The organism is Maribacter sp. PR66 (assembly GCF_028464205.1).
In the GTDB taxonomy this organism is placed as follows: Bacteria; Bacteroidota; Bacteroidia; order Flavobacteriales; family Flavobacteriaceae; genus Maribacter; species Maribacter flavus.
Genome location: NZ_JAQPCH010000002.1, coordinates 56,326 through 79,599, shown reverse-complemented (window position 1 = coordinate 79,599; position 23,274 = coordinate 56,326). Strand labels below are relative to the sequence as shown.

General features: G+C 41.5%; 21 protein-coding genes and 1 tRNA gene. 11 read left to right on the top strand and 11 right to left on the bottom strand.

Annotation, left to right across the window (positions count from 1 at the left end):
- The first annotated feature begins 587 nt into the window (after nucleotides 1–587).
- The 4 genes from rplM to tsf all read left to right on the top strand — a co-directional run bounded on the left by rplM (nucleotide 588) and on the right by tsf (nucleotide 3,696).
- A complete protein-coding gene (gene rplM / locus PP181_RS05265) occupies nucleotides 588–1,043 on the top strand; it encodes a 50S ribosomal protein L13 (protein WP_138258800.1) in 456 nt (151 codons plus the stop codon).
- Entirely contained in the window at nucleotides 1,043–1,429 is a 387-nt protein-coding gene (gene rpsI, locus PP181_RS05260) for a 30S ribosomal protein S9 (protein ID WP_154917180.1), read from the top strand. Before rplM ends, rpsI begins: the two co-directional genes overlap by 1 nt.
- A gap of 246 nt (nucleotides 1,430–1,675) precedes the next feature.
- Nucleotides 1,676–2,809, top strand: coding sequence for a 30S ribosomal protein S2 (gene rpsB / locus PP181_RS05255; RefSeq protein WP_154917181.1), 1,134 nt, complete (start codon nucleotides 1,676–1,678; stop codon nucleotides 2,807–2,809).
- Nucleotides 2,810–2,871: 62 nt separating this feature from the next.
- Nucleotides 2,872–3,696, top strand: a complete 825-nt coding sequence (gene tsf, locus PP181_RS05250; RefSeq protein WP_138258803.1) for a translation elongation factor Ts — start codon at nucleotides 2,872–2,874, stop codon at nucleotides 3,694–3,696.
- 74 nt (nucleotides 3,697–3,770) lie between these two features.
- Here the strand turns inward: tsf and PP181_RS05245 are convergent, their stop codons facing one another.
- On the bottom strand, nucleotides 3,771–5,642 hold the full coding sequence (locus PP181_RS05245; RefSeq protein WP_272636258.1) for a M61 family metallopeptidase: 1,872 nt from the start codon (nucleotides 5,640–5,642) through the stop codon (nucleotides 3,771–3,773).
- A 174-nt stretch (nucleotides 5,643–5,816) separates the two neighbouring features.
- Here PP181_RS05245 and pyrH point away from each other — a divergent pair, with 174 nt between their 5' ends.
- The 6 genes from pyrH (at nucleotide 5,817) to PP181_RS05215 (ending at nucleotide 13,334) form a co-directional block, all read left to right on the top strand.
- Complete coding sequence (pyrH, locus tag PP181_RS05240) at nucleotides 5,817–6,524, top strand: UMP kinase (protein ID WP_154917183.1); 708 nt, start codon at nucleotides 5,817–5,819, stop codon at nucleotides 6,522–6,524.
- A 39-nt stretch (nucleotides 6,525–6,563) separates the two neighbouring features.
- Complete coding sequence (gene frr, locus PP181_RS05235; protein WP_138258806.1) at nucleotides 6,564–7,118, top strand: ribosome recycling factor; 555 nt, start codon at nucleotides 6,564–6,566, stop codon at nucleotides 7,116–7,118.
- Nucleotides 7,119–7,329: 211 nt separating this feature from the next.
- Complete coding sequence (locus tag PP181_RS05230) at nucleotides 7,330–9,717, top strand: efflux RND transporter permease subunit (protein ID WP_272636257.1); 2,388 nt, start codon at nucleotides 7,330–7,332, stop codon at nucleotides 9,715–9,717.
- Between the two features lie 82 nt (nucleotides 9,718–9,799).
- Nucleotides 9,800–11,233 carry an asparagine--tRNA ligase gene (asnS, locus tag PP181_RS05225; protein WP_272636256.1) on the top strand — a complete coding sequence of 478 codons (1,434 nt, stop codon included), beginning with the start codon at nucleotides 9,800–9,802 and terminating at the stop codon, nucleotides 11,231–11,233.
- 38 nt (nucleotides 11,234–11,271) lie between these two features.
- Entirely contained in the window at nucleotides 11,272–12,729 is a 1,458-nt protein-coding gene (rpoN, locus tag PP181_RS05220) for an RNA polymerase factor sigma-54 (RefSeq protein WP_154917186.1), read from the top strand.
- Entirely contained in the window at nucleotides 12,729–13,334 is a 606-nt protein-coding gene (locus PP181_RS05215; RefSeq protein ID WP_272636255.1) for a hypothetical protein, read from the top strand. Before rpoN ends, PP181_RS05215 begins: the two co-directional genes overlap by 1 nt.
- Here PP181_RS05215 and PP181_RS05210 read toward each other — a convergent pair.
- From PP181_RS05210 to PP181_RS05175, 8 genes are all read right to left on the bottom strand, one after another.
- Entirely contained in the window at nucleotides 13,329–14,009 is a 681-nt protein-coding gene (locus PP181_RS05210; protein ID WP_272636254.1) for a porin family protein, read from the bottom strand. The genes PP181_RS05215 and PP181_RS05210 overlap by 6 nt on opposite strands.
- Before the next feature lie 170 nt (nucleotides 14,010–14,179).
- Nucleotides 14,180–14,662, bottom strand: coding sequence for an ExbD/TolR family protein (locus PP181_RS05205; RefSeq protein WP_125221272.1), 483 nt, complete (start codon nucleotides 14,660–14,662; stop codon nucleotides 14,180–14,182).
- A gap of 23 nt (nucleotides 14,663–14,685) precedes the next feature.
- Complete coding sequence (locus tag PP181_RS05200; RefSeq protein ID WP_154917189.1) at nucleotides 14,686–15,306, bottom strand: ExbD/TolR family protein; 621 nt, start codon at nucleotides 15,304–15,306, stop codon at nucleotides 14,686–14,688.
- 10 nt (nucleotides 15,307–15,316) lie between these two features.
- Nucleotides 15,317–15,748 carry a hypothetical protein gene (locus tag PP181_RS05195; RefSeq protein ID WP_138258813.1) on the bottom strand — a complete coding sequence of 144 codons (432 nt, stop codon included), beginning with the start codon at nucleotides 15,746–15,748 and terminating at the stop codon, nucleotides 15,317–15,319.
- Nucleotides 15,749–15,778: 30 nt separating this feature from the next.
- Nucleotides 15,779–16,528, bottom strand: a complete 750-nt coding sequence (locus PP181_RS05190; protein WP_099545962.1) for a MotA/TolQ/ExbB proton channel family protein — start codon at nucleotides 16,526–16,528, stop codon at nucleotides 15,779–15,781.
- 77 nt (nucleotides 16,529–16,605) lie between these two features.
- Nucleotides 16,606–16,693: transfer RNA gene (locus tag PP181_RS05185), tRNA-Ser, on the bottom strand.
- 71 nt (nucleotides 16,694–16,764) lie between these two features.
- Complete coding sequence (locus PP181_RS05180; RefSeq protein WP_272636253.1) at nucleotides 16,765–17,790, bottom strand: asparaginase; 1,026 nt, start codon at nucleotides 17,788–17,790, stop codon at nucleotides 16,765–16,767.
- A 15-nt stretch (nucleotides 17,791–17,805) separates the two neighbouring features.
- Complete coding sequence (locus PP181_RS05175) at nucleotides 17,806–18,573, bottom strand: TatD family hydrolase (RefSeq protein ID WP_272636252.1); 768 nt, start codon at nucleotides 18,571–18,573, stop codon at nucleotides 17,806–17,808.
- A gap of 81 nt (nucleotides 18,574–18,654) precedes the next feature.
- Between PP181_RS05175 and PP181_RS05170 the strand changes: the two genes are divergently transcribed.
- Complete coding sequence (locus PP181_RS05170; RefSeq protein WP_154917192.1) at nucleotides 18,655–19,104, top strand: retropepsin-like aspartic protease family protein; 450 nt, start codon at nucleotides 18,655–18,657, stop codon at nucleotides 19,102–19,104.
- 51 nt (nucleotides 19,105–19,155) lie between these two features.
- Here PP181_RS05170 and odhB read toward each other — a convergent pair whose 3' ends face one another.
- Both odhB and PP181_RS05160 read right to left on the bottom strand, forming a co-directional pair.
- A complete protein-coding gene (gene odhB / locus PP181_RS05165; protein WP_272636250.1) occupies nucleotides 19,156–20,433 on the bottom strand; it encodes a 2-oxoglutarate dehydrogenase complex dihydrolipoyllysine-residue succinyltransferase in 1,278 nt (425 codons plus the stop codon).
- A 31-nt stretch (nucleotides 20,434–20,464) separates the two neighbouring features.
- Nucleotides 20,465–23,260, bottom strand: coding sequence for a 2-oxoglutarate dehydrogenase E1 component (locus PP181_RS05160; RefSeq protein ID WP_272636249.1), 2,796 nt, complete (start codon nucleotides 23,258–23,260; stop codon nucleotides 20,465–20,467).
- Between the last annotated feature and the right edge of the window lie 14 nt (nucleotides 23,261–23,274).

Genomic DNA, 23,274 nt, shown 5'->3' with positions numbered 1-23,274 from the left:
TCGCCATCGTGAAGCTTATCGGGACATCTCAGTGGGTATTAAGACTTGTAGTAGCTTACTACATATCTTTTATTTTTTGTTTTTTATGTACGTTGGTTTTGCTATTAAATGGAACGTTTTCTACCTGAAGCAATTAAATCGAATATATCCATCTCATTTTTTCCAATTAACACCTTGCTTGAACTAAAATTTCACCTAATTGATTATTAATTCTTTAAGTACATATAATAACATCATGTCAAGAGTACGTAATCCAAAGTTTAGAACGTCCAAGTTGATAGAATATTTTCCTGGAAACAATTAAAGTCTTCCATTCAAAAATATTTCAGTTCCGGCGAAAGTATCAGGGTTACCCTCACAAAGCTTTAACGCTTTAATTTTCAAATTTAAATTATCATAATTTGCCAAATATCATTTTCTTCCAAGTACTGGGAACAACTATTTTTATCCTTTCCTATCGAATCCAAAATTAGTCGTGGAAAAATCTGAAAATATTTAGAAACAAGTATTTGCAATTCATTTTAATAATTGTACATTTGCAGCCCATTTCACGGGATTGAATAGAATAATAGTTAAAAACAGTAGCAGTGGATACACTAAGTTATAAAACCATATCCGCCAACAAATCAACCGTAAACAAAGAATGGTTGTTGGTAGATGCCGAAGGAGAAACGTTAGGTCGTTTGTCTTCAAAAGTGGCTAATTTATTGAGAGGAAAGCATAAACCAAGTTTTACTCCACATGTTGATTGCGGTGACAATGTTGTAGTCATCAATGCTGAGAAAATTACCCTAAGCGGCAATAAATGGGCAGACAAAACGTATCAAAGGTATACGGGTTATCCAGGAGGACAGCGTTTCACAAATGCGAAGGTTTTGTTGGACAAAAACCCAACTGCCATTATCGAGAAAGCTGTTAAGGGCATGCTTCCAAAGAACAAATTGGGCGCGGACCTTTTCAGAAACCTTAAGGTGTATGCTGGTGCCCAACATGGTCAGGAAGCACAAAAACCAACTGCGGTTAATTTAAAAGATATTAAGTAATGGAAGTGATTCACAAAATAGGTAGAAGAAAAACTGCTGTTGCCAGAGTTTACCTTTCCCAAGGAAATGGAACTATTACCATAAACAACAAGGATTTAAACGTTTATTTTCCAACCGCTACTTTACAGTATAAGGTAAAACAACCTTTTACACTTACGGATACTACGGATAACTTTGATGTACGCGTAAACGTATTTGGTGGAGGAATTACCGGTCAAGCCGAAGCGATTCGATTGGCAATCTCCAGAGCCATGTGCGATGTGGATAGTGAAAACCGTGCAATCTTGAAACCCGAAGGCTTGTTGACAAGGGATCCAAGAATGGTTGAAAGGAAGAAATTCGGTCAGAAGAAAGCCCGTAAGAAATTCCAATTCTCCAAGCGTTAATCCAACGATTTTTTCAAAGCATCCGTCATTTGGCGGATGCTTGTTTATATTGATCTTGCCGGTGCAATTCCGGTATTTTTATTAACAAGTTCATTGAAAGTCCGCTTTTCGGACACTTAAAAATCCTTCATTCCATTTAAAATGAAGGTAACTTAGTTTAGCATCTAAATGATGAAGGCTTCCTTCTTTAAATTAGGATACCACTTTGTCATTGCTATTTCAAAAGAACGTAAACTAAATTTAAAAATGGCGAAAGTCGAAGTAAAACAATTATTAGAAGCAGGTGTGCATTTTGGCCACCTTACCAGAAAGTGGAACCCCAACATGGCTCCTTACATCTACATGGAGCGTAACGGTATCCACGTAATCAATCTTTACAAAACTGTTGCGAAATTGGACGAAGCCAATGAGGCTTTGGCTAAAATTGCTGCATCGGGAAGGAAAATTCTTTTCGTTGCTACGAAAAAGCAGGCGAAGGACATCGTTGCAGAGAAGGCATCGAACGTAAACATGCCCTACATCACTGAAAGATGGCCAGGTGGTATGCTGACCAACTTTGTAACCATCCGTAAGGCCGTTAAAAAAATGGCTTCCATTGACAGGATGAAAAAAGACGGCACGTTCAACACCCTTTCCAAGAAAGAGCGTCTACAAGTAGACCGTTTAAGGGCTAAATTGGAAAAGAACCTTGGTTCCATTTCTGAAATGACCCGTTTACCAGGTGCGTTGTTCATCGTGGATACCATGAGGGAACACATTGCAGTGAAAGAAGCCCAAAAATTGAACATTCCAATTTTTGCCATGGTCGATACGAATTCTGACCCCAGGGATGTGGATTTCGTTATTCCATCCAATGACGATGCTTCAAAATCGATTGAAATCATTATGACCCAGGTAACCGACGCAGTTGCCGGAGGTCTAGCCGAACGCAAATCTGAAAAAGCGGAAGGTTCAGAAGAAAAGAAAGAGAAAAGCTCCAAAAAGAAAGAGAAAGAAGCTAAGGAAAAACTAGAGCCAACTCCAGACAACGTGGACACCAAACCAACCCCTGTTGTAGACAAGGTTCCTAACGTAACTGTTGACGTTGAGGCGACAAAGGAAGCGGTGAAGAAGGATAAAAAGGCCGAGGCCGACGACCTTACCAAAATTGAAGGTGTGGGGCCAAAAGCTGCCGAGGCTCTTATAAATTCCGGTTTGGATACATATGCAAAGGTTGCCAAAGCCGATGCTGATGAAATGAAAGAAATCTTGACAGAAGCAAGTTCCAGAATGGCGCATTTAGACCCAACTTCATGGCCAAAGCAGGCCCAAATGGCCGCGGACGGTCAATGGGACGAGCTTAAGGAATGGCAGGACAGTGTTAAAGGTGGTATTGAATAAAGGCACTCTTATAAATAATTGATAATTAAACCTCCCTTTAAAGGGAACAAAAAACATAGAAAATGGCAAAGATTACAGCCGCAGAAGTAAACAGATTAAGACAAACAACAGGTGCTGGTATGATGGACTGCAAAAAAGCCTTGGTTGAAGCCGAAGGTGATTTTGACAAAGCCATCGAAATTCTTCGTAAAAAGGGACAAAAAGTCGCTGCAAATAGAGCCGACAGGGATTCCTCAGAGGGTGCCGCCATCGCCAAAGTAAACGATGACAACACAAGCGGTGTAATCATATCGCTTAACTGTGAAACCGACTTTGTGGCCAAAAATGATTCCTTCGTTACTTTGGCCAACGAATTAGCTGATTTGGCTATAAGCTATGATACCAAAGAAGCTTTCTTAGCTGCGGACTTTAAAGGAATGACCGTTCAGGATAAATTGACAGAGCAAACTGGCGTCATTGGCGAAAAAATCGAAATAGGAGGTTTTGAAAGGTTAAGCGCTCCTTTTGTTGGATCATACATACATGCCGGTAACAAGATTGCCGTCCTAACAGGTCTTTCAGCGGCAGTAGAAGGTGCAGACGTTGTTGCCAAGGATGTGTCCATGCAGGCAGCGGCAATGAACCCTGTTGCATTGAACGAGGCAGGTGTTGATCAGTCCATTATCGACAAAGAAATAGAAATCGCAAAGGACCAACTTCGTCAAGAAGGTAAGCCTGAAGCTATGTTGGACAACATCGCAAAAGGAAAATTGAACAGGTTCTTCAAGGATAACACCTTGGTGAACCAGGATTTCATCAAGGACAGCAAGCAAAGTGTTGCCCAGTATGTAAAATCGGTAGATTCAAATTTAGAAGTAACCGGATTTAAGCGAGTTGCGCTAGGATAAGCATCGATTCCCTCTAATAATAAAAAATGCCGGACATTGGTCCGGCATTTTTTTATTGCATAATTTTTCAGACACTACCCTTTTAGCCAAGCGTTTCTAAGTGCTTTGATTTCATCTGAAACATCTTCAATAGGGGTAATCTTATTCAAAACTATCGTAGGGGTTCCAACGGCACCTTCTACCGTTACGACTTCTCCATCCCTTTCCAATTCCAATTTTATCATCGTATCAGGACCCCATCCAAAACTCTGTCCTATAATTGGTCTGATCGACTCTAGGTTTATGGCCGTTCCGTTAATGCTTTTGATAACATCCCCTCCTTGAACGCCCAAACCTTTGAAGAAAGAATTTAACTCGATTCCCTTTCGAACGAAAATAGCGTCATTATTGGATTGATCCACATCGATATAAGGTATTTCACCTTGCAAAAAATAACCTGATTGCTCCTCTACTTCGTTTAGGGTCAATCCCATTTTAGCAAGGTATATGGAATAATCTATGGGTGTGTTCCCTATTACGTGCTTATTGAAAAAATCCCGTACTTCGGGGTATGTTATAGATACAATCTCATCAATAAGTTTGTCGTCCTCAAAAGGGGCATCTACCCCATACTTGTTTGAAAGTTCCTTCATCAACCAAAGCACTCCCTTTTCCCCATTACTTTTTTCACGGATTAAAATGTCCAAAGCCATATTGATCAATGCTCCCTTTTCATAGACATTCGCGTAGTTACTTTCGTAGGGTGCTTCCAAGATATTCATGCTCATGGTGGTAAAGGACATGGCATCATCATAGCCTTTTGCATTATCCATTTTAGTGCGCATCCTTTCATAAAATTCCGCTTCTTCTATTAGCCCCTCATGCACCTGAAACAGGTTGGCAAAATATTCTGTAGTTCCTTCGTACATCCATAAATGTTGCGACATTTTAGGGTCATTGTAGTCGAAGTAATGAATCTCATTGGAATGCACGGAAAGTGGTGTCACAATGTGAAAGAATTCATGGGAAACCACATCTACCATGGCCTGTTCCAATCTGTCCTGAGGTATCGCCTCAGGTAACACCACGACAGTAGACGTATGGTGTTCCAAGGCACCGAAGCCCCTGGCATCCGTATCCTCCATAGTAGACAGGTACAATAAAATATTATATCTTTTTGTAGCATCAATATCTCCCAAAAATGCCTTTTGTGCGCTCATCATGCCCTCCATTCGATTCCGTAAATCACTAGCTCGGTAGGCTCCCGTTGGCGAAAATATACTTAAAGTAACTTCAATCCCACCTACCTTGAATGTCTCCTTATCCGGTTTGGTGTAGAAAATTGGGTTATCAATAATTTCAAAATACCTATTTGCCATAAATACATCCCCATTTTCGATAGCATCGTCCAATACAACTTGGTTCAAGGAAGTAGCCGCTTCCAAACCGGAAGGTTTTTCGATGATTAATCGGTAGGGTATTTCCTTATATCCATCAAAATAACCTACGAATCCATGCAAATTCAGCATATAATTGGAGTCCTTTTCTATGTTCGTTCCAGCCGGCGAGAAAACGGCATCCTCCACTTCGTTTTCGGTATCATAGGTATCGTTTACAAAATAAGATATCTTGTCCAACATCGTGGCGTTGGAAATGTTCCACGTGTTTACATCTAATTTTGATACCTGCATAGGATTCCCTGAGTAATCATACGCAACAAGACCTTCTATATATTGTCCGTAATCATCGGCACTGTAGGTACCAGGAACCGTTTTAGGAATTCTAAAAGATATTTGACCTACCGTAAAGGCACCGGGATCCACTATTACTTTCACTTGATCATTGGTAACGTTGACCAAATCAATGAAGACCTGGACAGGCCCCTTATCAATGGTCGTTAAGTTTTTACCAGCACCACAACCATAAAGAAAGGCTATTGCAATTACATAAAAGAATACTTTTTTCATTCTTTCTATCATTAAAACAAATTATTAGTCAAAAAATCAAATCCTCCTGCAAGGATATTAAAAATACCAATGATAGCCGTTTCGATTAGTAAATAATTATGTTTTAGGGGCCCCGTTATCACCATGTCCACCATAGATTTTTTTCATTATTTTTGCTCTGAAACAAATCAAACAATGCAATACAAAAGGATACTTTTAAAACTTAGCGGTGAAGCCCTAATGGGCGAAAAACAGTATGGTATAGATGCCAAAAGATTGGATGAATATGCCGAAGAGATTAAAAAAGTAGTGGATAAAGGTATCGAAGTGGCCATTGTTATTGGCGGGGGCAACATCTTTAGAGGGCTGGCCGGAGCCGCTACCGGAATGGACAGGGTACAAGGTGACCATATGGGTATGCTGGCCACAGTTATCAACGGTTTGGCATTACAAAGTGCCTTGGAAATGAAGAATGTTCAGACCCGATTACAATCTGCCATTAAAATCAACGAGGTCGCAGAACCTTTTATACGAAGAAGGGCGATGCGTCATTTGGAAAAGGGACGCGTCGTTATCTTTGGGGGCGGAACAGGAAACCCATATTTCACAACGGATTCCGCGGCTGTTTTACGGGCCATTGAAATTGAAGCCGATGTCATTTTAAAAGGAACCAGGGTGGACGGAATCTATACCTCAGACCCAGAAAAGGATAAAAATGCCACCAAATTTGATACCATCTCGTTTAAGGACGTTCTTCAAAAAGGACTAAAGGTTATGGATACCACTGCTTTTACCCTAAGTCAGGAAAACGAACTTCCCATTGTTGTGTTCGATATGAACAAAAAAGGAAACCTATTGAAAATTGTAGATGGTGAAGCGGTAGGAACTACCGTGAACATGTAATTTTGGTATAATTTGTGCTTTTGAATACAAAATTTTGATATGAACGAAGAAATACAATTTGTTTTGGACTCAGCCAAGGAAAGTATGGATGCCGCAGTGGCCCATTTGGAGAGGGCTTTTGTTAAAATCAGGGCAGGAAAGGCCAGTCCTGCGATGCTATCTTCCGTATTGGTAGAGTATTATGGATCACAAACACCATTGTCCCAGGTAGCCAACATCAATACACCGGATGGTAGGACGATTTCCGTACAACCTTGGGAAAAAGGAATGCTACCCGAAATAGAAAAGGCGATTATGAACGCCAACCTTGGCTTCAACCCTATGAACAATGGCGACCTTATCATAATCAACGTGCCCCCACTTACTGAGGAACGCAGGGTCCAATTGACCAAACAGGCAAAGGCCGAAGCAGAACACGCAAAAGTAGGCGTACGAAGTGCCAGGCAGGATGCGAATAAGGAAATCAAGGATTTGGACGTTTCCGAAGACCTTGAAAAAAACGCTACCGCAGATGTGCAGGAACTAACGGACAAATACGTTAAGAAAATCGACGATTTTCTGAGCGCAAAAGAGGCCGAGATAATGAAGGTTTAATTAAACCTGCTTTCATCGAGGGATTTTTTATGGTAAGTTAAATGCCGCTACAAAAAGAATTGATTAAGAATCCAGTTATTAATCTATTTTTAATAGTATGAAGCAAAGAGAGCGGACCAGTGGTCCGCTCTCTTTCGTATTTATATTCTTCCAATACTTTTTAGGTTCAATTAACCACAATGGTTACCTTTGCAATCGCCTAAAAACAAGTATGGTTGCTAAACTTACCAAAGGGTTTTGGCCAAAAACGGCCAGGATAATACTGAGGAATAGGATTCTTATTTTATGTTTGGTTGCTGGAATTACCATATTTCTCGCCATACAATGGGAAAACATGCGTTTTTCCAATTCCCAGGCCAATCTTCTTCCGGACGACCACCCCATAAATTTGGAATACCAGGAGTTTCTGGATCAGTTTGGCGAGGAAGGCAACGCCGTAGTGTTCGCCATCAGGGATTCCGCCTTGTTCACTCCGCAAAATTTCAATCGGTGGAACAAACTGAGCAAGCAATTGGAGGCTTTCCCCGAAGTCGATTTTGTCCTTTCTACGGATAACCTGAAAGAACTTGTCAAGGATACCGTTGAACAGAAATTCGTGATGCGCCCTTTGATCGAGGAAACCCCGGATTCCAGGGCTGAGGTCAATCGTATCACCCAGCACCTTTTCAACGAACTTCCTTTCTACGAAAACCTGATCTACAACAAAGAATCCGGCACCATAAGAACAGTTATGTATCTGGACAAGGATATTGTGAATACCAGTGTCCGAAAGGATTTTATTTTACAAGACCTGAGCCGACTGATCGAAACCTTTGAGGAAGATACCAACTTGGACGTTCGTATCTCTGGAATGCCCTACGTGCGTACGATGAATTCCCAGAATATCATAGACGAAATTGGCAAGTTTATCTTGGCCGCGCTTGGGGTGACCTCACTCATCTTCTTCTTTTTCTTTAGAAGTTTCAGGGCTACCTTCATTTCAATGTGTGTTGTTATAATTGGGGTGATGTGGGCCTTTGGGGTATTAGGCCTTTTACAATATGAGATAACCGTTCTTACGGCATTGATTCCTCCCTTGATCATCGTAATTGGCATCCCCAATTGTATTTTCCTGATAAATAAATATCAACAGGAAGTCAAAAAACATGGAAATCAGGCTTTATCATTACAACGGGTAATTTCCAAGATTGGAAATGCCACCCTTATGACCAATATTACGACGGCATCGGGTTTTGCCACCTTCATCATAACCGATAGTAAGTTACTGAAGGAATTTGGTATTGTGGCCTCCATCAATATTATCGGGATTTTCATATTGTCACTTTTGATTATACCCATCGTTTATAGTTTTCTGTCCCTTCCAAAAACCAGGCACTTAAAACACCTGAACAAAAGATGGATAGATGCCTTCGTAAATTGGATGGAAAATATCGTCCGTAACAGAAGAATCGCCGTTTATATCATTTCCATTTGCTTGTTGGTGGTGAGCATCATCGGAATTTATCAAATAAATATTTCAGGAAGCCCCATTGAGGATATGCCCAAAAAGGCCGAATTTTTTAAGGATATACGCTTTTTTGAAAATGAGTTTGATGGTATCATGCCTGTTGAAATTGTGGTGGACACGAAGAATCCCAAAGGCGTCATGAAGCCGGCCACCCTACGAAGAATGGACCAATTTGGTGAAGTGATTGCCGAAATCCCGGAACTTTCACCATCCCTATCCGTAGTGAATCTGGTGAAGTACTCCAAACAGGCATTTTACAACGGAATCCCAAAGTATTATCAATTACCCACCAGCCAGGAAAATACCTTTATCATGGATGTGGCCCGGAAATCATCGGATGAGAGCAATCTGCTGGATAGTTTTGTGGACAGCACAGGACAAGTGGCCCGTATGACTACCTACATGCGCGATGTAAAGACTAGCCGCATGGAACAGATCGAGGAACGTCTTTTGGAGAATATCACTAAAATATTTCCCGAAGAACGTTATTCCGTCTACATGACCGGTAGTGCCCTCCTATTTTTGAAGGGAACCAAGTACCTCGTTAAAAACTTGGTAATGTCACTTGCGCTGGCCATTGGATTAATTGCCCTCTTTATGGCCTATCTATTCCGGTCCTTTAGGATGATCGTAATATCACTCATATCCAATTTGTTGCCCTTGATCGTTACCGCGGGCATCATGGGATTCATTGGTGTACCTATTAAACCTTCAACCATTTTGGTATTCAGTATAGCCTTTGGTATTTCCGTAGACGATACCATACACTTCTTGGCCAAGTATAGACAGGAATTGGAGTCTAAAAAATGGCAGATCAAAAAATCCGTGTACGCGGCCTTACGCGAAACAGGTGTTAGTATGTTCTACACATCCATTGTACTTTTCTTTGGATTTTCAGTGTTCATCATCTCCAATTTTGGGGGAACGGTCGCTTTGGGGGCTCTTGTTTCCGCCACCTTATTGTTCGCCATGTTGGCCAACTTGATTTTGCTACCTTCCTTACTGCTCTCCCTAGAGAAAAGCATCGCCAACAAGAAAACCCTTAAGGAACCGCAAATAGATATACTGCCACAGGACGAGGAAAACGATTAGGTACCGCTAAAACCAATCCTTATTCATTCATTCTTTTGGGCCAAAAACCTATCTTTGGCTTTTAATTTTCAATCGATTTAAAATGCGCTCAGTAAGCATCAAAGAACTCTTAACAGGAAAGCAATTATTACAGGAAATTACGGTGAACGGATGGGTACGAACTTTTAGAAGCAATCGGTTTATCGCCCTAAATGATGGTTCCACACTCCATAATATTCAATGTGTTGTGGATTTTGAAAAGTTCGATGATGCCATATTAAAGCAAATAAATACCGGTGCCGCCCTAAAGATTACAGGGACCTTGATTGAAAGTCAGGGTAAGGGACAAAGTGTTGAGATCCAGGTAAGGGATATCTTCGTTCATGGAGGTGCCGATCCGGAGATTTATCCCATTCAGCCCAAAAAGCACTCTTTGGAATTTTTACGGGAGAAGGCACATCTAAGGGTTCGCACCAACACGTTCAGCGCGGTGATGCGCGTACGTTCTGCCCTAGCCTTCGCAATCCACCAGTATTTTAGGGATAATGGATTTTATTATTTTCATGCACCGATTATTACCGGCTCAGATGCCGAGGGTGCCGGCGAGATGTTCCGGGTAACCACATTGGACGAAAAGAACCCCCCATTAAAAGAAGATGGAACGGTCGACTTTAAGGAAGATTTCTTCGGAAAGGAAACCAATCTCACAGTTTCAGGGCAATTGGAGGCCGAAGCTTACGCTATGGCATTGGGCAAGGTGTACACCTTTGGACCTACTTTTAGAGCAGAAAATTCGAACACCTCCAGGCATCTGGCGGAATTTTGGATGATCGAACCGGAAATGGCCTTTTATGACCTGGATGCCAATATGGATCTGGCCGAAGATTTTATCAAATACGTTATTCGCTATGTCCTAGATCATTGTGAAGAGGACCTGAAGTTTCTGGAAACCCGATTGCTGGATGAAGAGAAAACAAAACCACAGGCGGAACGTAGTGAAATGGCCCTGATCGAAAAATTGAAGTTTATTACGGACAACAATTTTAAACGTGTTACCTATACGGAAGCCATCGAAATCTTAAGGAATAGCAGTCCCAACAAAAAGAAGAAATTCCAATATTTAATCGATGCATGGGGAGCTGACCTACAAAGCGAGCATGAGCGCTATCTAGTTGAAAAACACTTTAAATGCCCTGTCATCCTTTTTGATTATCCGGCAAAAATAAAGGCCTTTTATATGCGTTTAAACGAGGACGGGAAGACCGTTAGGGCCATGGATATCCTTTTTCCCGGTATTGGGGAAATCGTTGGCGGTTCGCAAAGGGAGGAGCGCTTGGATGTTCTTAAGCAGAAAATGGCCGCCTTGGATATCCCCGAGGAAGAACTTTGGTGGTATCTGGATTTACGAAAATTCGGTACCGCGGTTCATAGCGGTTTTGGCTTGGGGTTTGAACGTTTGGTGTTATTTGCAACGGGAATGGGTAACATAAGGGATGTCATTCCATTCCCAAGAACGCCACAGAATGCCGAATTCTAAGCGTATTTGGTTATTTTTATAGATAGTGAATAAAAGAGATGTTAAAACAGCACTTACAGTTTAAGCTTTCCCAAAAGTTGTCTCCTCAACAGATTCAGTTGATGAAGTTGATTCAGCTACCCACACAGGCGTTCGAGCAACGCTTAAAACAGGAGCTGGAGGAGAATCCCGCATTGGAAAGCGGTAAGGAAGATCTGGACACTGCTACGGATGATTATGACGATATGTACGAGAACGAATCCGATAGCGAGACCATAGCTGCCGATGATATCAACATAGACGACTATCTTAGTGATGATGAAGTCCCGGATTATAGGACACAATCCAATAATTATAGTGCTGACGATGATGAAAAGAGCGTTCCCTATGCTGCAGGAACAACGTTCAATCAATATTTAATCAATCAACTGAATACGGTATACCTGAACGATGAGGAATGGGCAATTGCCGAATTTCTAGTGGGCAGTGTGGATGAAAGCGGGTACATTAGAAGACCAATTTCGGATATTTTGGATGATCTTGCATTTACCCAAAATGTCTTTACGGACGAGGTAACGATAAAAAAAGTGTTGTCCATTGTACAGGAATTGGATCCTCCCGGGGTAGCGGCCAGGTCTTTGGAAGAATGCCTTATTATTCAATTGGAACGGAAAGAGCTTACCCCAAGTATCGAGTTGGCAAAGGCCATTCTTAAAAAGTCATTTGATCAATTCACCAAAAAACATTATAAAAAGCTTATCCAAAAGCACAATGTTACCGAAGAAGAATTAAAGGATGCTATCTCTGAAATAGAAAAATTGAACCCAAAACCGGGTGGATCCTATTCTGGTAATACTAGAATCATAGAACATGTAGTGCCAGATTTTTCCATCCGCATAGTGGAAGGGGAGCTCGAACTTAGTCTTAATGGACGTAACGCACCGGAATTGCACGTATCCAAGGAGTACAGCAACATGCTCAAAGGCTACAAGGAATCCAAGGACAAAACCAAATCCCAAAAGGATACGGTCCTTTTTATCAAACAAAAATTGGATGCCGCCAAATGGTTCATAGATGCTATCAGACAGCGCCAACAGACCTTGTTCATTACCATGAACGCCATTATGCAGTATCAAAAGGAGTATTTCCTAACTGGGGACGAGCGAAACCTGCGCCCTATGATCCTAAAGGATATTGCCGATGAAATAGATATGGACGTGAGTACCGTCTCCAGGGTGGCCAATAGCAAGTACGTAGACACCCCCTATGGAACAAAATTGATCAAGGAATACTTTTCAGAATCCATGAAAAATGATCAGGGGGAAGACGTTTCTACCAAGGAAATCAAAAAAATATTGGAAACGGTCATCAAAAATGAGGAAAAAAGAAAACCTCTGACGGATGACAAACTTGCGGCTATCCTAAAGGAAAAAGGATATCCTATTGCCCGGAGGACGGTTGCAAAATATAGAGAACAATTGGATATTCCGGTTGCCAGATTGAGAAAGGAAATTTGATGAAACTTTTCTTTCATACAATATCCTATATTTTTCATCCAATTTTTGTACCGATTGCGGGTACTGCAGCCTATTTCTTGACCACCCCAAAGTACAGTCCCCTAGAAATACAAAGCGGCAATATCCTGCCCATATTTATCCTAACGGTTATTATCCCAATAATAACCTTTTTAATCCTAAAAAACCTGGGGGTAACCAATTCCATTTTTTTAAACTCTGTCAACGAAAGAAGGTACCCTTTATTCATACATATCATCTTACTAGGATTGATATTGTTCAAGGTAATCCCCAACAACTACATCGCGGAACTGTACTATTACTTCGTGGGACTCATGGGAGCCTCATTTGCATGCTTATTGCTGATTTATTTCAATTTTAAGACTAGTTTACATGCGGTTGGGATTACGGGTATACTCATGTACCTAATCAACCTTAGCATCCATTTTGAGATAAACATCATTATCGCCATTGGCTTCATGACCTTGATGACAGGTATTGTTGTTTCCGCTAGGTTGTACCTTAAGGCACATTCAAAACTAGAAATTATTGTAGGTTTGTTGATCGGACTTTTGTCCCAACTTCTTACGGTAAAGTTTTGGTTATAGAATGTAGAAAACTAAACCGATCCTTAATGGCTTAATATCAATTGACTCATTATTTAGAATTGCGTTATCCCCCAATAATTCTGTCAACGAATAATAAATGTGGACATTGAAGGTATTATAACCAACATTAAAAGTTGGTCCGTATTGAAAACTATTTACATCTGTATTGAAAAAGCCATCCCTATAGTCGGAAGTTACCAATTTAGACCTGGCCCCAACCACGTATCCAAATTTCACTCCTGCATATATTCTCCAAAATTTGTAATCCTCCAGTGTGGAATTGCGCCATCTAAACTCCAAAGGAAACTCAATTAAATGCGTCTCCACCTTACTTCTTTTAAAACCCGGGATAGTACCTCCAAAATTATAGGAAAAGCCGTCAAGAAGCTCTGAAACCACTAAATTGGAGTAATAGGTGTTCAAGGCAAAACCTAAGCCGATTCCAAGCGCTTTCGTTCCTCTTTCATTTAATGGCACGTCCTTTATAATACCACCTTGGAGTCCATAGGATAGGTTTCTTTGATTAAAGCCCTGCGGTCGATTCCGAATAAAGTTGTACGTAATACCCATATAAAATTGATCTTCATAGTACCGCTCCTTGCATTCAGAAGAGGTGTCTTGGGCAAAACATGCCAAGCCAAAAATGAAAGTCAACACAAATATGAAAAGCCTCATACTCCAAAATTATTCACGAAAAATACTTTAAATGAGAATTAAGATTGTAACAAAGAAGCTGCTTTTTGCAAGTTGCTCGTGCCTTAAGGTATTAATATCTTTGTTGATACGAATAAAAAACGCTTCAAAAAAAATTTGAAGCGCTTTCTATAAGTTTGAAAAATTACAAACTATTGAAGGTTCCTAAAGGCGTCCCCTTCATACGTTGTATAGTTTACTTTTAATGCATTCACTTTACGTAACTCTTGCTTAATGTCTGATATAAGACCCATATTGGCATTTTTATCAACTTTTAAAGCAGTGGTCAATACGTTCTGTAATTCTTGAGGTTTCTTGGCTCTTTCCATTAAGATATAGTCACCTACCTCCGATGGCTTGGCAAACTTATCATTCAATTGTATTTGAGGCTCCGTTCCATATACCTTTTCGTACTCCCTGGTTGGCTTACCTACGTATATGTAAATTACCCTATCCTTTTTCTCCAATTTCTTGACCTCATTGGCATTGGGTAACACATTCTCGACCTTTAGGGAACTATCCTTCATAACCGTTACCGTCATAAAGAAAAACAAAAGCATAAATACAATGTCAGGAAGCGATGCGGTTGAGACCGCAGGTACTTCACCATCTTTTTTCTTTGCAAATTTAGACATAGTGTTTCAGTTTTTCTTCTTTATTAATTGGTAGTGGTTTCAGCTTCGGATAATTTTTGAGGAAATAACTCCTGAATACGCTGAACTTTTTCTTTAAGCTCCTCCTTCGCTTCGTCCGAAGTTTCAGGATTAAGGTATTCTGCCTCCATCTCCACGAAATTCTTACCATATAATCTTTGTGCTTCCCTATCCCTTAAATCATTGTAGGCCCCCACTAGTTCATTCTGAACGGTGATATAGGTAGAATACTTTGTTTCCCTATCGTTCTTTAAGGAGATAATCGCTTTTGCCGGACTGTCAGATGAAGATGCGTCTCTAGACCCCTTGCAGTAGCTACAATAATCGGGACTTCCTTGAGGTGCTCCCCCGTTATCCAAGAACGCCATGGCCTTCTCCCTTAAATCCGAAATTTCTATCAACTCATCATCAGCCAGTAACTGACCATTTTTGTTTATGTTTACCTGAAAGATATTCTTTTGCTTAATTACAACATCTTGATCGGGCGGTTCAATTGGAGGCAACATACGGTCCAAACCTGCATCCGTTTCTATAGTAGTAGTTACCAAGAAAAAGATGAGCAGTAAAAACGCTATGTCCGCCATGGAACCTGCATTTACTTCTGGTGCTCCTGCTCTTCTAGCCATAACTTATTTTTTATTTACCAAATAGTTTCTTAACCCCAGGAAGAACCATCAAAACAACTGCAACTGCCGTCAAAATGAAAAACACGTTCAATCCCATTCCTATTTTTTTCACCGTAGACTCGCTAGACATAGCCATGTACTCAGGTGCTACATCCGTACCACTTGAAAGTACGTATGAAATACCAACGACTATTGCCAACCCAACAACTACAAATAGCGTCTTTTTTAGGCCTTGAGGATTAGAAAACAAATTTTTTAAGGTGAACAACAATGCAGCTACCACAGCGATTCCTAAAAGAATATATGTGATAACGAACATTCCGTTCATTGCTCCGCTTTGAGCTGCCTCGGCTGCCGGCATGTCACTACTTGGCAACATATACCAAAGTACCGCACTAAGTAAGCCAATGACAATCAATGCTATTTTTATAATTTTTTGCATGATATTATTTTTAGGTATTGAATGTGGAACTTATTTTTTGTGGTCTACCAACATATCAATCAAAGTGATCGATGAATCCTCCATATCATTTACGATACTATCAATCTTGGCGATAATATAGTTGTAAAAAATTTGAAGTATGATAGCCGTAATAAGACCGAATACCGTAGTCAACAACGCCACCTGAATATCACCTGCAATAAGAGAGGCACTCAAGTTACCAACCGCAGCGATTTTTTGGAAGGCCTGAATCATACCAATTACCGTACCCATGAAACCAAGCATCGGTGCAATGGCGATAAATAAGGACAACCAAGATACATTCTTCTCCAACTGACCCATTTGAACACCACCATATGCCACAACAGCTTTTTCTGCAGATTCAACACTTTCTCCAGCCCTATCCAAACCTTGGTAATATATAGAAGCAACAGGTCCTTTTGTATTTCTACAAACTTCTTTAGCGGCCTCAACTCCACCAGATGCCAATGCATCCTCAACTTGTTGTTTTAATTTGGCAGTATTAGTACTAGCCATATTCAAATAGATAATCCTTTCAATAGCAACGGCCAAACCAAGAATCAAACACAAAAGTACAATCCCCATGAAGCCAGCACCACCTTGGATGAACTGCTCTTTCAACACTTGGGTAAATCCTCTATCCGCTTCAGGAGCCGCGTCTTGAACAAGCAAAGCTACCGCCGCCACTTTTGCACTTACCATATTTGTACCTGCTACAAACGCCCCAGCAACAGCTAGGCTTGGAAATAATTTTTTCATTTTTTCAAACTTAAATTAGTTAGTTAATAGGGTTAAAGATAAAAAAAAATCAATATAAAAAAAGTAAAACTTATTCGCAGAGAGGAAGGGATTCGAACCCTCGATACACTTTTGGTGTATACACACTTTCCAGGCGTGCGCCTTCGACCACTCGGCCACCTCTCTATTTTTCGCCTTTTTTAAGGTGGGGCAAATAACAAAAAAAATATTAGACAATAAAATATTACCCGTTAATTTTAGTGCATTTCTCCACGTAATGAAGTCTCGAAAACTGTCTTAAAGTGTTTGTTTGAAACCCCACTCCCGAGCATGTACATTGCCTTTGAAATTGCAGCCTCCGTGGTAATATCCTTACCATTAATTACTTGCATGTCCATTAGCGCGGAACTGGTCTCATATTTACCCATCAACACACTGCCCCCAGAACACTGCGTAACGTTTATGACATGTAAGCCATCAGCTATAGATTTTTTTAGCGAACCTAAAAACCAATCTGCAGTAGGACCATTTCCGGACCCATAGGTTTCCAAGACGAGTGCCTTCAGCCCATCGGTTTTTAAAATATTTTCAAATACGTTCCTGTTCATTCCCGGAAACAATTTGACCAAAGCCACATTTTCGTCCATCTTTTTATGAACTACCAATTTCTTATTGCGTTTCTTGGGTAAAAGATATTCCGAAAAAACATTCAAATGTACTCCGGATTCCGCCAAGTGCGGGTAGTTTAATGATGCAAAAGCCCTAAAGTTTTCCGCATTAATCTTAGTGGTCCTGTTCCCTCTATATAATTTATATTCAAAATACAAGCCCACCTCCCTAATGACCGATGTTCCATTTTTTTGAAGGGCGGCGATCTGGACGGATGTTATCAGGTTCTCCTTGGCATCCGTACGTAAATCCCCAATGGGCAACTGCGAACCGGTAAGGATGACAGGCTTATCCAGGTTTTCCAATAAAAAACTCAATGCCGATGCCGTATAGCTCATCGTATCGCTTCCGTGCAGGATTACAAAACCGTTATAATTTTCATAGTGTTCCTCGATCAGGGTGACAATTCGTACCCACTCGGCGGGATTCATGTTCGAACTATCCAATGGGTTTTCAAAGGAAATGGTTTCTATAGTGCAGTCCAATTGGTTCAGTTCCGGAACATGTTTTAAAAGTTCATTAAAATCAAAGGATTTGAGAGCCCCCGTTTGGTAGTCCTTTACCATTCCTATGGTTCCCCCCGTATACATCAAAAGAATTTTTCTTGTGTCCAAACCTTACTTTATAATTTAAATCCCAAATACCTCCTTTGAATTCTCAGTAGTCACAGCGGCCACAACCGCTTCCTCCATGCCATAAATCTCGGCAACCCTTTTTAAGACGTTCACAACATAGGCACTTTCATTTCGCTTCCCCCGGTACGGCACAGGTGCCAAATAAGGTGCGTCCGTTTCAAGAACGATATTCAACAGGTCGATTTGATGTAGAAAAGTATCAATTTTTCCATTCTTAAACGTTACAACCCCGCCTATTCCCAACTTCATATCGTATGATAATGCCCGCTCCGCTTGTTCCAAATTTCCGGTAAAACAGTGAAAAATACCTCTTAACGCTCCTCCTTTTTCTTGCTCCAATACATCAAATACTTCATCGAAGGCATCCCTACAATGAATAACGATGGGCAACTCCATGGTTTTTGCAAGTCGTATTTGCCTGGCAAAAGCTTCCTGTTGTTCCTTTAAATAAGTCTTATCCCAATACAGGTCGATGCCAATCTCACCAATTGCATAATATTGCCGCTTTTTTACCGAATCTTCCACATGCCGAAGCTCTTCATCAAAATTTTCTTTAACATGTGTTGGATGAAGCCCCGTCATCAAGAAAACATTTTCAGGAAAGCGATTCTTTAATTGCAACATTCGCTCCGTATACGTGGAATCAATGGCCGGAACGAAAAATCGGGTGACTCCTTGGTCCATGGCCCTTTGAATCATGCCTTCCCTATCTTCATCAAATGCTTCACTATACAAATGTGTATGGGTGTCCGTTATAATCATACCGCAAAAATAGGTTTATCTTTGACTTTTTTAAGCCTAATCCAAGTATTCGCCCCATCATTTGATGTAAACTAAACTTCTATGCACTCCCTAAAAAAATACCTAAAGAAAAAGGGATATGACAAAATTCCCCTGACCCTTACCAAAACAAATCATTTGGAGTTTTCTGCTATTATCAATGGTACACCGGGAAGATTTATTCTGGATACAGGAGCTTCCAATACGTGTATCGGCTTTGACAAAATCGATTATTTTAATTTGAAATCCAAAGAATCCAAAATAAAAGCGGCCGGAGCCGGGGCCACCGACATGGAAACGCTCACCTCCAAAAAAAACACTATAGATATTGGCAAATGGCGCCACAAGAAGCTGAAAATAGTGTTGTTCGATCTTGTTCACGTCAATACTGCCCTTATAAGTCATGATGCGGAACCCGTTGATGGCATCATTGGTGCCGATGTGCTGAACGAAGGTAAAGCCATAATCGATTACAAAAAGAAGGCACTGTACCTAAAGGTCAAAAAGTTATAAAAGCAAAAAGCACCGATATTTCGGTGCTTTTATTTTTAGGTACATATGGAATTACATTTCTAATGCCTTTTTAACATCATTGCCCATCAGTAATTCTTCCGGACTCTCCAAGGCCTCTTTTACGGCCACCAAAAACCCGACGGATTCCTTACCATCAATAATTCGGTGGTCATAAGACAATGCTACATACATTATCGGGGCTATGGCAATGGCACCATCCCTAGCAATGGGACGCTCCACGATGTTATGCATTCCCAAAATGGCACTTTGTGGCGGATTGATAATAGGGGTGGACAACATGGAACCAAACACGCCACCATTGGTAATAGTAAAGGTACCGCCTGTCATTTCATCTACCGTTATCTCTCCTTCCCTTGCGCGTATCGCCAAACGTTTTACTTCGGCCTCAATACCTCTAAAGGAAAGATTTTCCGCATTTCTGATTACAGGAACCATCAACCCTTTTGGACCTGATACCGCAATACTTATATCACAAAAATCGTAGGACACCATTTCCTTACCATCTATCATGGAGTTAACGGCAGGGTACATTTCCAAGGCCCTTACGACTGCTTTGGTAAAGAAGGACATAAACCCTAGACTTACACCGTGTCTCTCTTTAAAATCGTCCTTGTATTTATTTCGCAACTCGAATATTGGGGACATATCCACTTCGTTGAAAGTGGTCAACATGGCTGTTTCATTTTTTGCCGAAACCAAACGTTCCGCCACTTTTCTTCGCAGCATGGATAGCTTAGATCGGGTCTCGCCTCTACTACCTCCAGAAACCGGTGAGCCCATGGATGGCTTTGCGTTCATGGCATCTGACTTGGTAATTCTTCCATCCCTTCCGGTTCCTGTAACGTTAGAAGCCTCGACTCCCTTTTCGTTCAAAATTTTCTTTGCAGCTGGTGAAGCCACTCCAGAAGCATAGGTTTCCTTTGCCTGAGGGGGCTGTGGCGCCTTTTCGCTTTCCTTTTTCGTATCCTTTTCCTCTCGTTGTTTATCCAAATCCTTTGCGGCATTACTTGAGGAGCCTTCGTCCCCACCCGACGCGGAACTTGCAGCTTTACTTGCCCCATCCGGCTTTTCGGCGCTAGTATCAATAAGACACACAACGGCACCCACGGCTACAGCATCCCCAACCTCTGCCTTTAAGGTTATCGTCCCACTTGCCTCCGCCGGCAATTCCAAGGTTGCCTTGTCAGAATCGACCTCAGCAATGGCCTGGTCCTTCTCTACATAATCGCCATCTTCAACCAACCACTCCGCTATCTCAACTTCCGTTATGGATTCCCCAGGTGAGGGAACTTTCATTTCTAGAATCATTCTTTCTATTATTTGCTATTCTTAATTCTTGTTATTTTGGTTTGGACATATTATCCTTGGTCTTATCAAAAACATAGTCTATTACTTGCTGATGCCTAGCTTTAGACCTAACGGCACTACCGGCGGCGGGGGCGGCATAAAACCTTCTGGAGGCCACCCTAAATTTGCCCACATCGCTAAAATGCATCATCAAGTGGCTCCATGCGCCCATATTTCTTGGTTCTTCCTGTGCCCAAACAATATCGTCCGCATTTTTATATTTTGCGATAATGTCCTTCATCTGCTGGTCTGGCAGTGGGAACAATTGCTCCACACGGACCAAGGCCACATCATCCCGATTCAATTCCTCCTTAACGGCAAGAAGGTCGTAATAAAACTTACCGGTACAGAAAACCAAGCTTTTTACTTTCTTGACATCTGCCGTAGCATCGTCTATCACTTCTTTAAAACTACCATTCGCCAGCTCGTCCACCGTAGAAACTGCCTTTGGATGCCTCAACAAACTCTTTGGGGTAAAGATAATAAGCGGTTTTCTAAAATTCGCCTTCATTTGTCTCCTAAGGATATGGAACATTTGGGCCGGGGTGGTTACATCGGCGATATACATATTGTCCCTTGCACATAGCTGGAGATATCTTTCCATACGGGCCGAAGAGTGTTCCGCGCCTTGACCTTCATAACCGTGTGGTAACAACATTACCAGACCATTTTGAAGCTTCCATTTATCCTCTGCCGCCGATATATATTGGTCGATCATAATCTGGGCCCCGTTACTGAAGTCCCCAAATTGGGCTTCCCAAATGGTCAAGGTATTGGGACTTGCCATGGCGTACCCATAATCGAAGCCTACCACACCATATTCTGATAGGAGCGAATTATATATTTGAAACCTTCCTTGTTCCTTTGAAATATTGTTCAGAAGCAACACTTCCTCCTCACTTTCCTCAACTTTCATGACCGCATGCCTGTGCGAAAAAGTTCCCCGCTCCACATCCTGACCGGACATACGGACCCCAAAACCTTCCTGCAGTAGGGTCCCGTAGGCCAATAGTTCTCCCATTGCCCAGTCCAAGGAGTCGTCCTCAAAGTACATTTTATGTCGGTCTTTCACCAACTTCTCCACCTTGCGTAAAAACTTTTTACCCTTTGGCAATTCGGTTATGACCTTGGCGATCTCGGTCAGTTTTTCCTTTTCAAAGGTGGTATCGATGGGGTCCATCATCTCCCACTCGCGCACATTCTCAAAACCTTTCCATTCATCGGCCATAAACGGCGTAATAATGGTCTTGTCCTCTTTCCTGGAATCTTCCAGTTTTACCTCCAAACTATCCTTATACTGTTTCTCAAGCTCAGCCACATAACCCTCGTTTATGACACCTTCCTTGATCAAACGTTCTGCATAAATATCCCGTGGATTCATATGCTTGGCGATGGCCTTGTATAGTTTGGGCTGGGTGAACCGAGGTTCGTCACCTTCGTTGTGGCCATATTTTCTATATCCCAAAAGATCCAAGAATACGTCCTGATCGAACTGCATCCTATATTCCAGGGCAAACAAAGCGGCATGGACTACGGCCTCCGCATCATCGGCATTGACGTGGAGTACAGGACTTAAAGTTACCTTACCAACATCGGTACAATAGGTGGAACTTCTTGCATCCAAATAGTTTGTGGTGAAACCAATTTGATTGTTTACTACTATATGTATGGTTCCTCCTGTCCTATAGCCGTCCAAATTGGCCATTTGGACCACTTCATAGACCAAGCCTTGGCCTGCAATGGCGGCATCGCCGTGCACCACAATAGGTAGCACTTTTGAAAAATCGTCCTGATAATGGGCATCCTGCTTCGCCCTGGCAATACCCTCAACTACTGCACCTACTGTTTCCAAATGCGATGGGTTTGGTGCGATGTTCATACGTATCTGGTTTCCGTTATCGGACATGCGGTCCGAAGTCCAGCCCAGATGGTATTTCACGTCCCCGTCAAATATTTCCTGCTCATAATCCTTTCCATCGAACTCGCTAAAAATATCCTTTGCGGATTTCCCGAAAATATTCGTTAGTACGTTCAATCTTCCCCTATGGGCCATTCCCATTACAAATTGTTTTACGCCCATTTCCGCGGCACGCTCCACTATGACATCCAACGCGGGAATCAAGGATTCGTTACCCTCCAGTGAAAATCGTTTCTGGCCTACGTACTTGGTATGCAAAAAGCCCTCAAAGGAAACGGCCTGATTCAATTTCTTTAGAATATGCTTTTTACGCTCCGGACTAAAATTGGGGTGGTTGTCGTTTACATTTATCCAATTCTGAATCCATTTGATCCGTTCCGGCTTTCTGATATACATATACTCCACACCTATGGAGTCACAATAGATACTGGTCAAATGGGCGATTATCTCGCGAAGCGTACTGGGCCCTATCCCAATGATATCGCCGGCATTGAAGACCGTATCCAAATCGGCCTCCGTAAGACCAAAGTTCACGATGTCCAATGTGGGCTCGTACTGCCTTCTTTCCCTAACGGGGTTCGTTTTTGTAAACAAATGCCCCCTGCTCCTGTAACCGTCTATCAACCTAATGACCTGAAACTCCTTTTGCAAGGATTCCGGCATTTCCACTTGGTTGCCGTTAATGGTAACGGTACTTCTGTTTTCTGGGTCGATATCCAATTCGTCCAACGAACTTTCAATACCGAAATCAAAGCCTTGAAAAAAGGCACGCCAGCTAGGTTCAATACTATCCGGATTGATCAAATACTTATCATATAACTCGGAAAAATAGGAGGTATGAACAGCATTCAAAAAGGAATATTTATCCATGAATTACTTTCTGT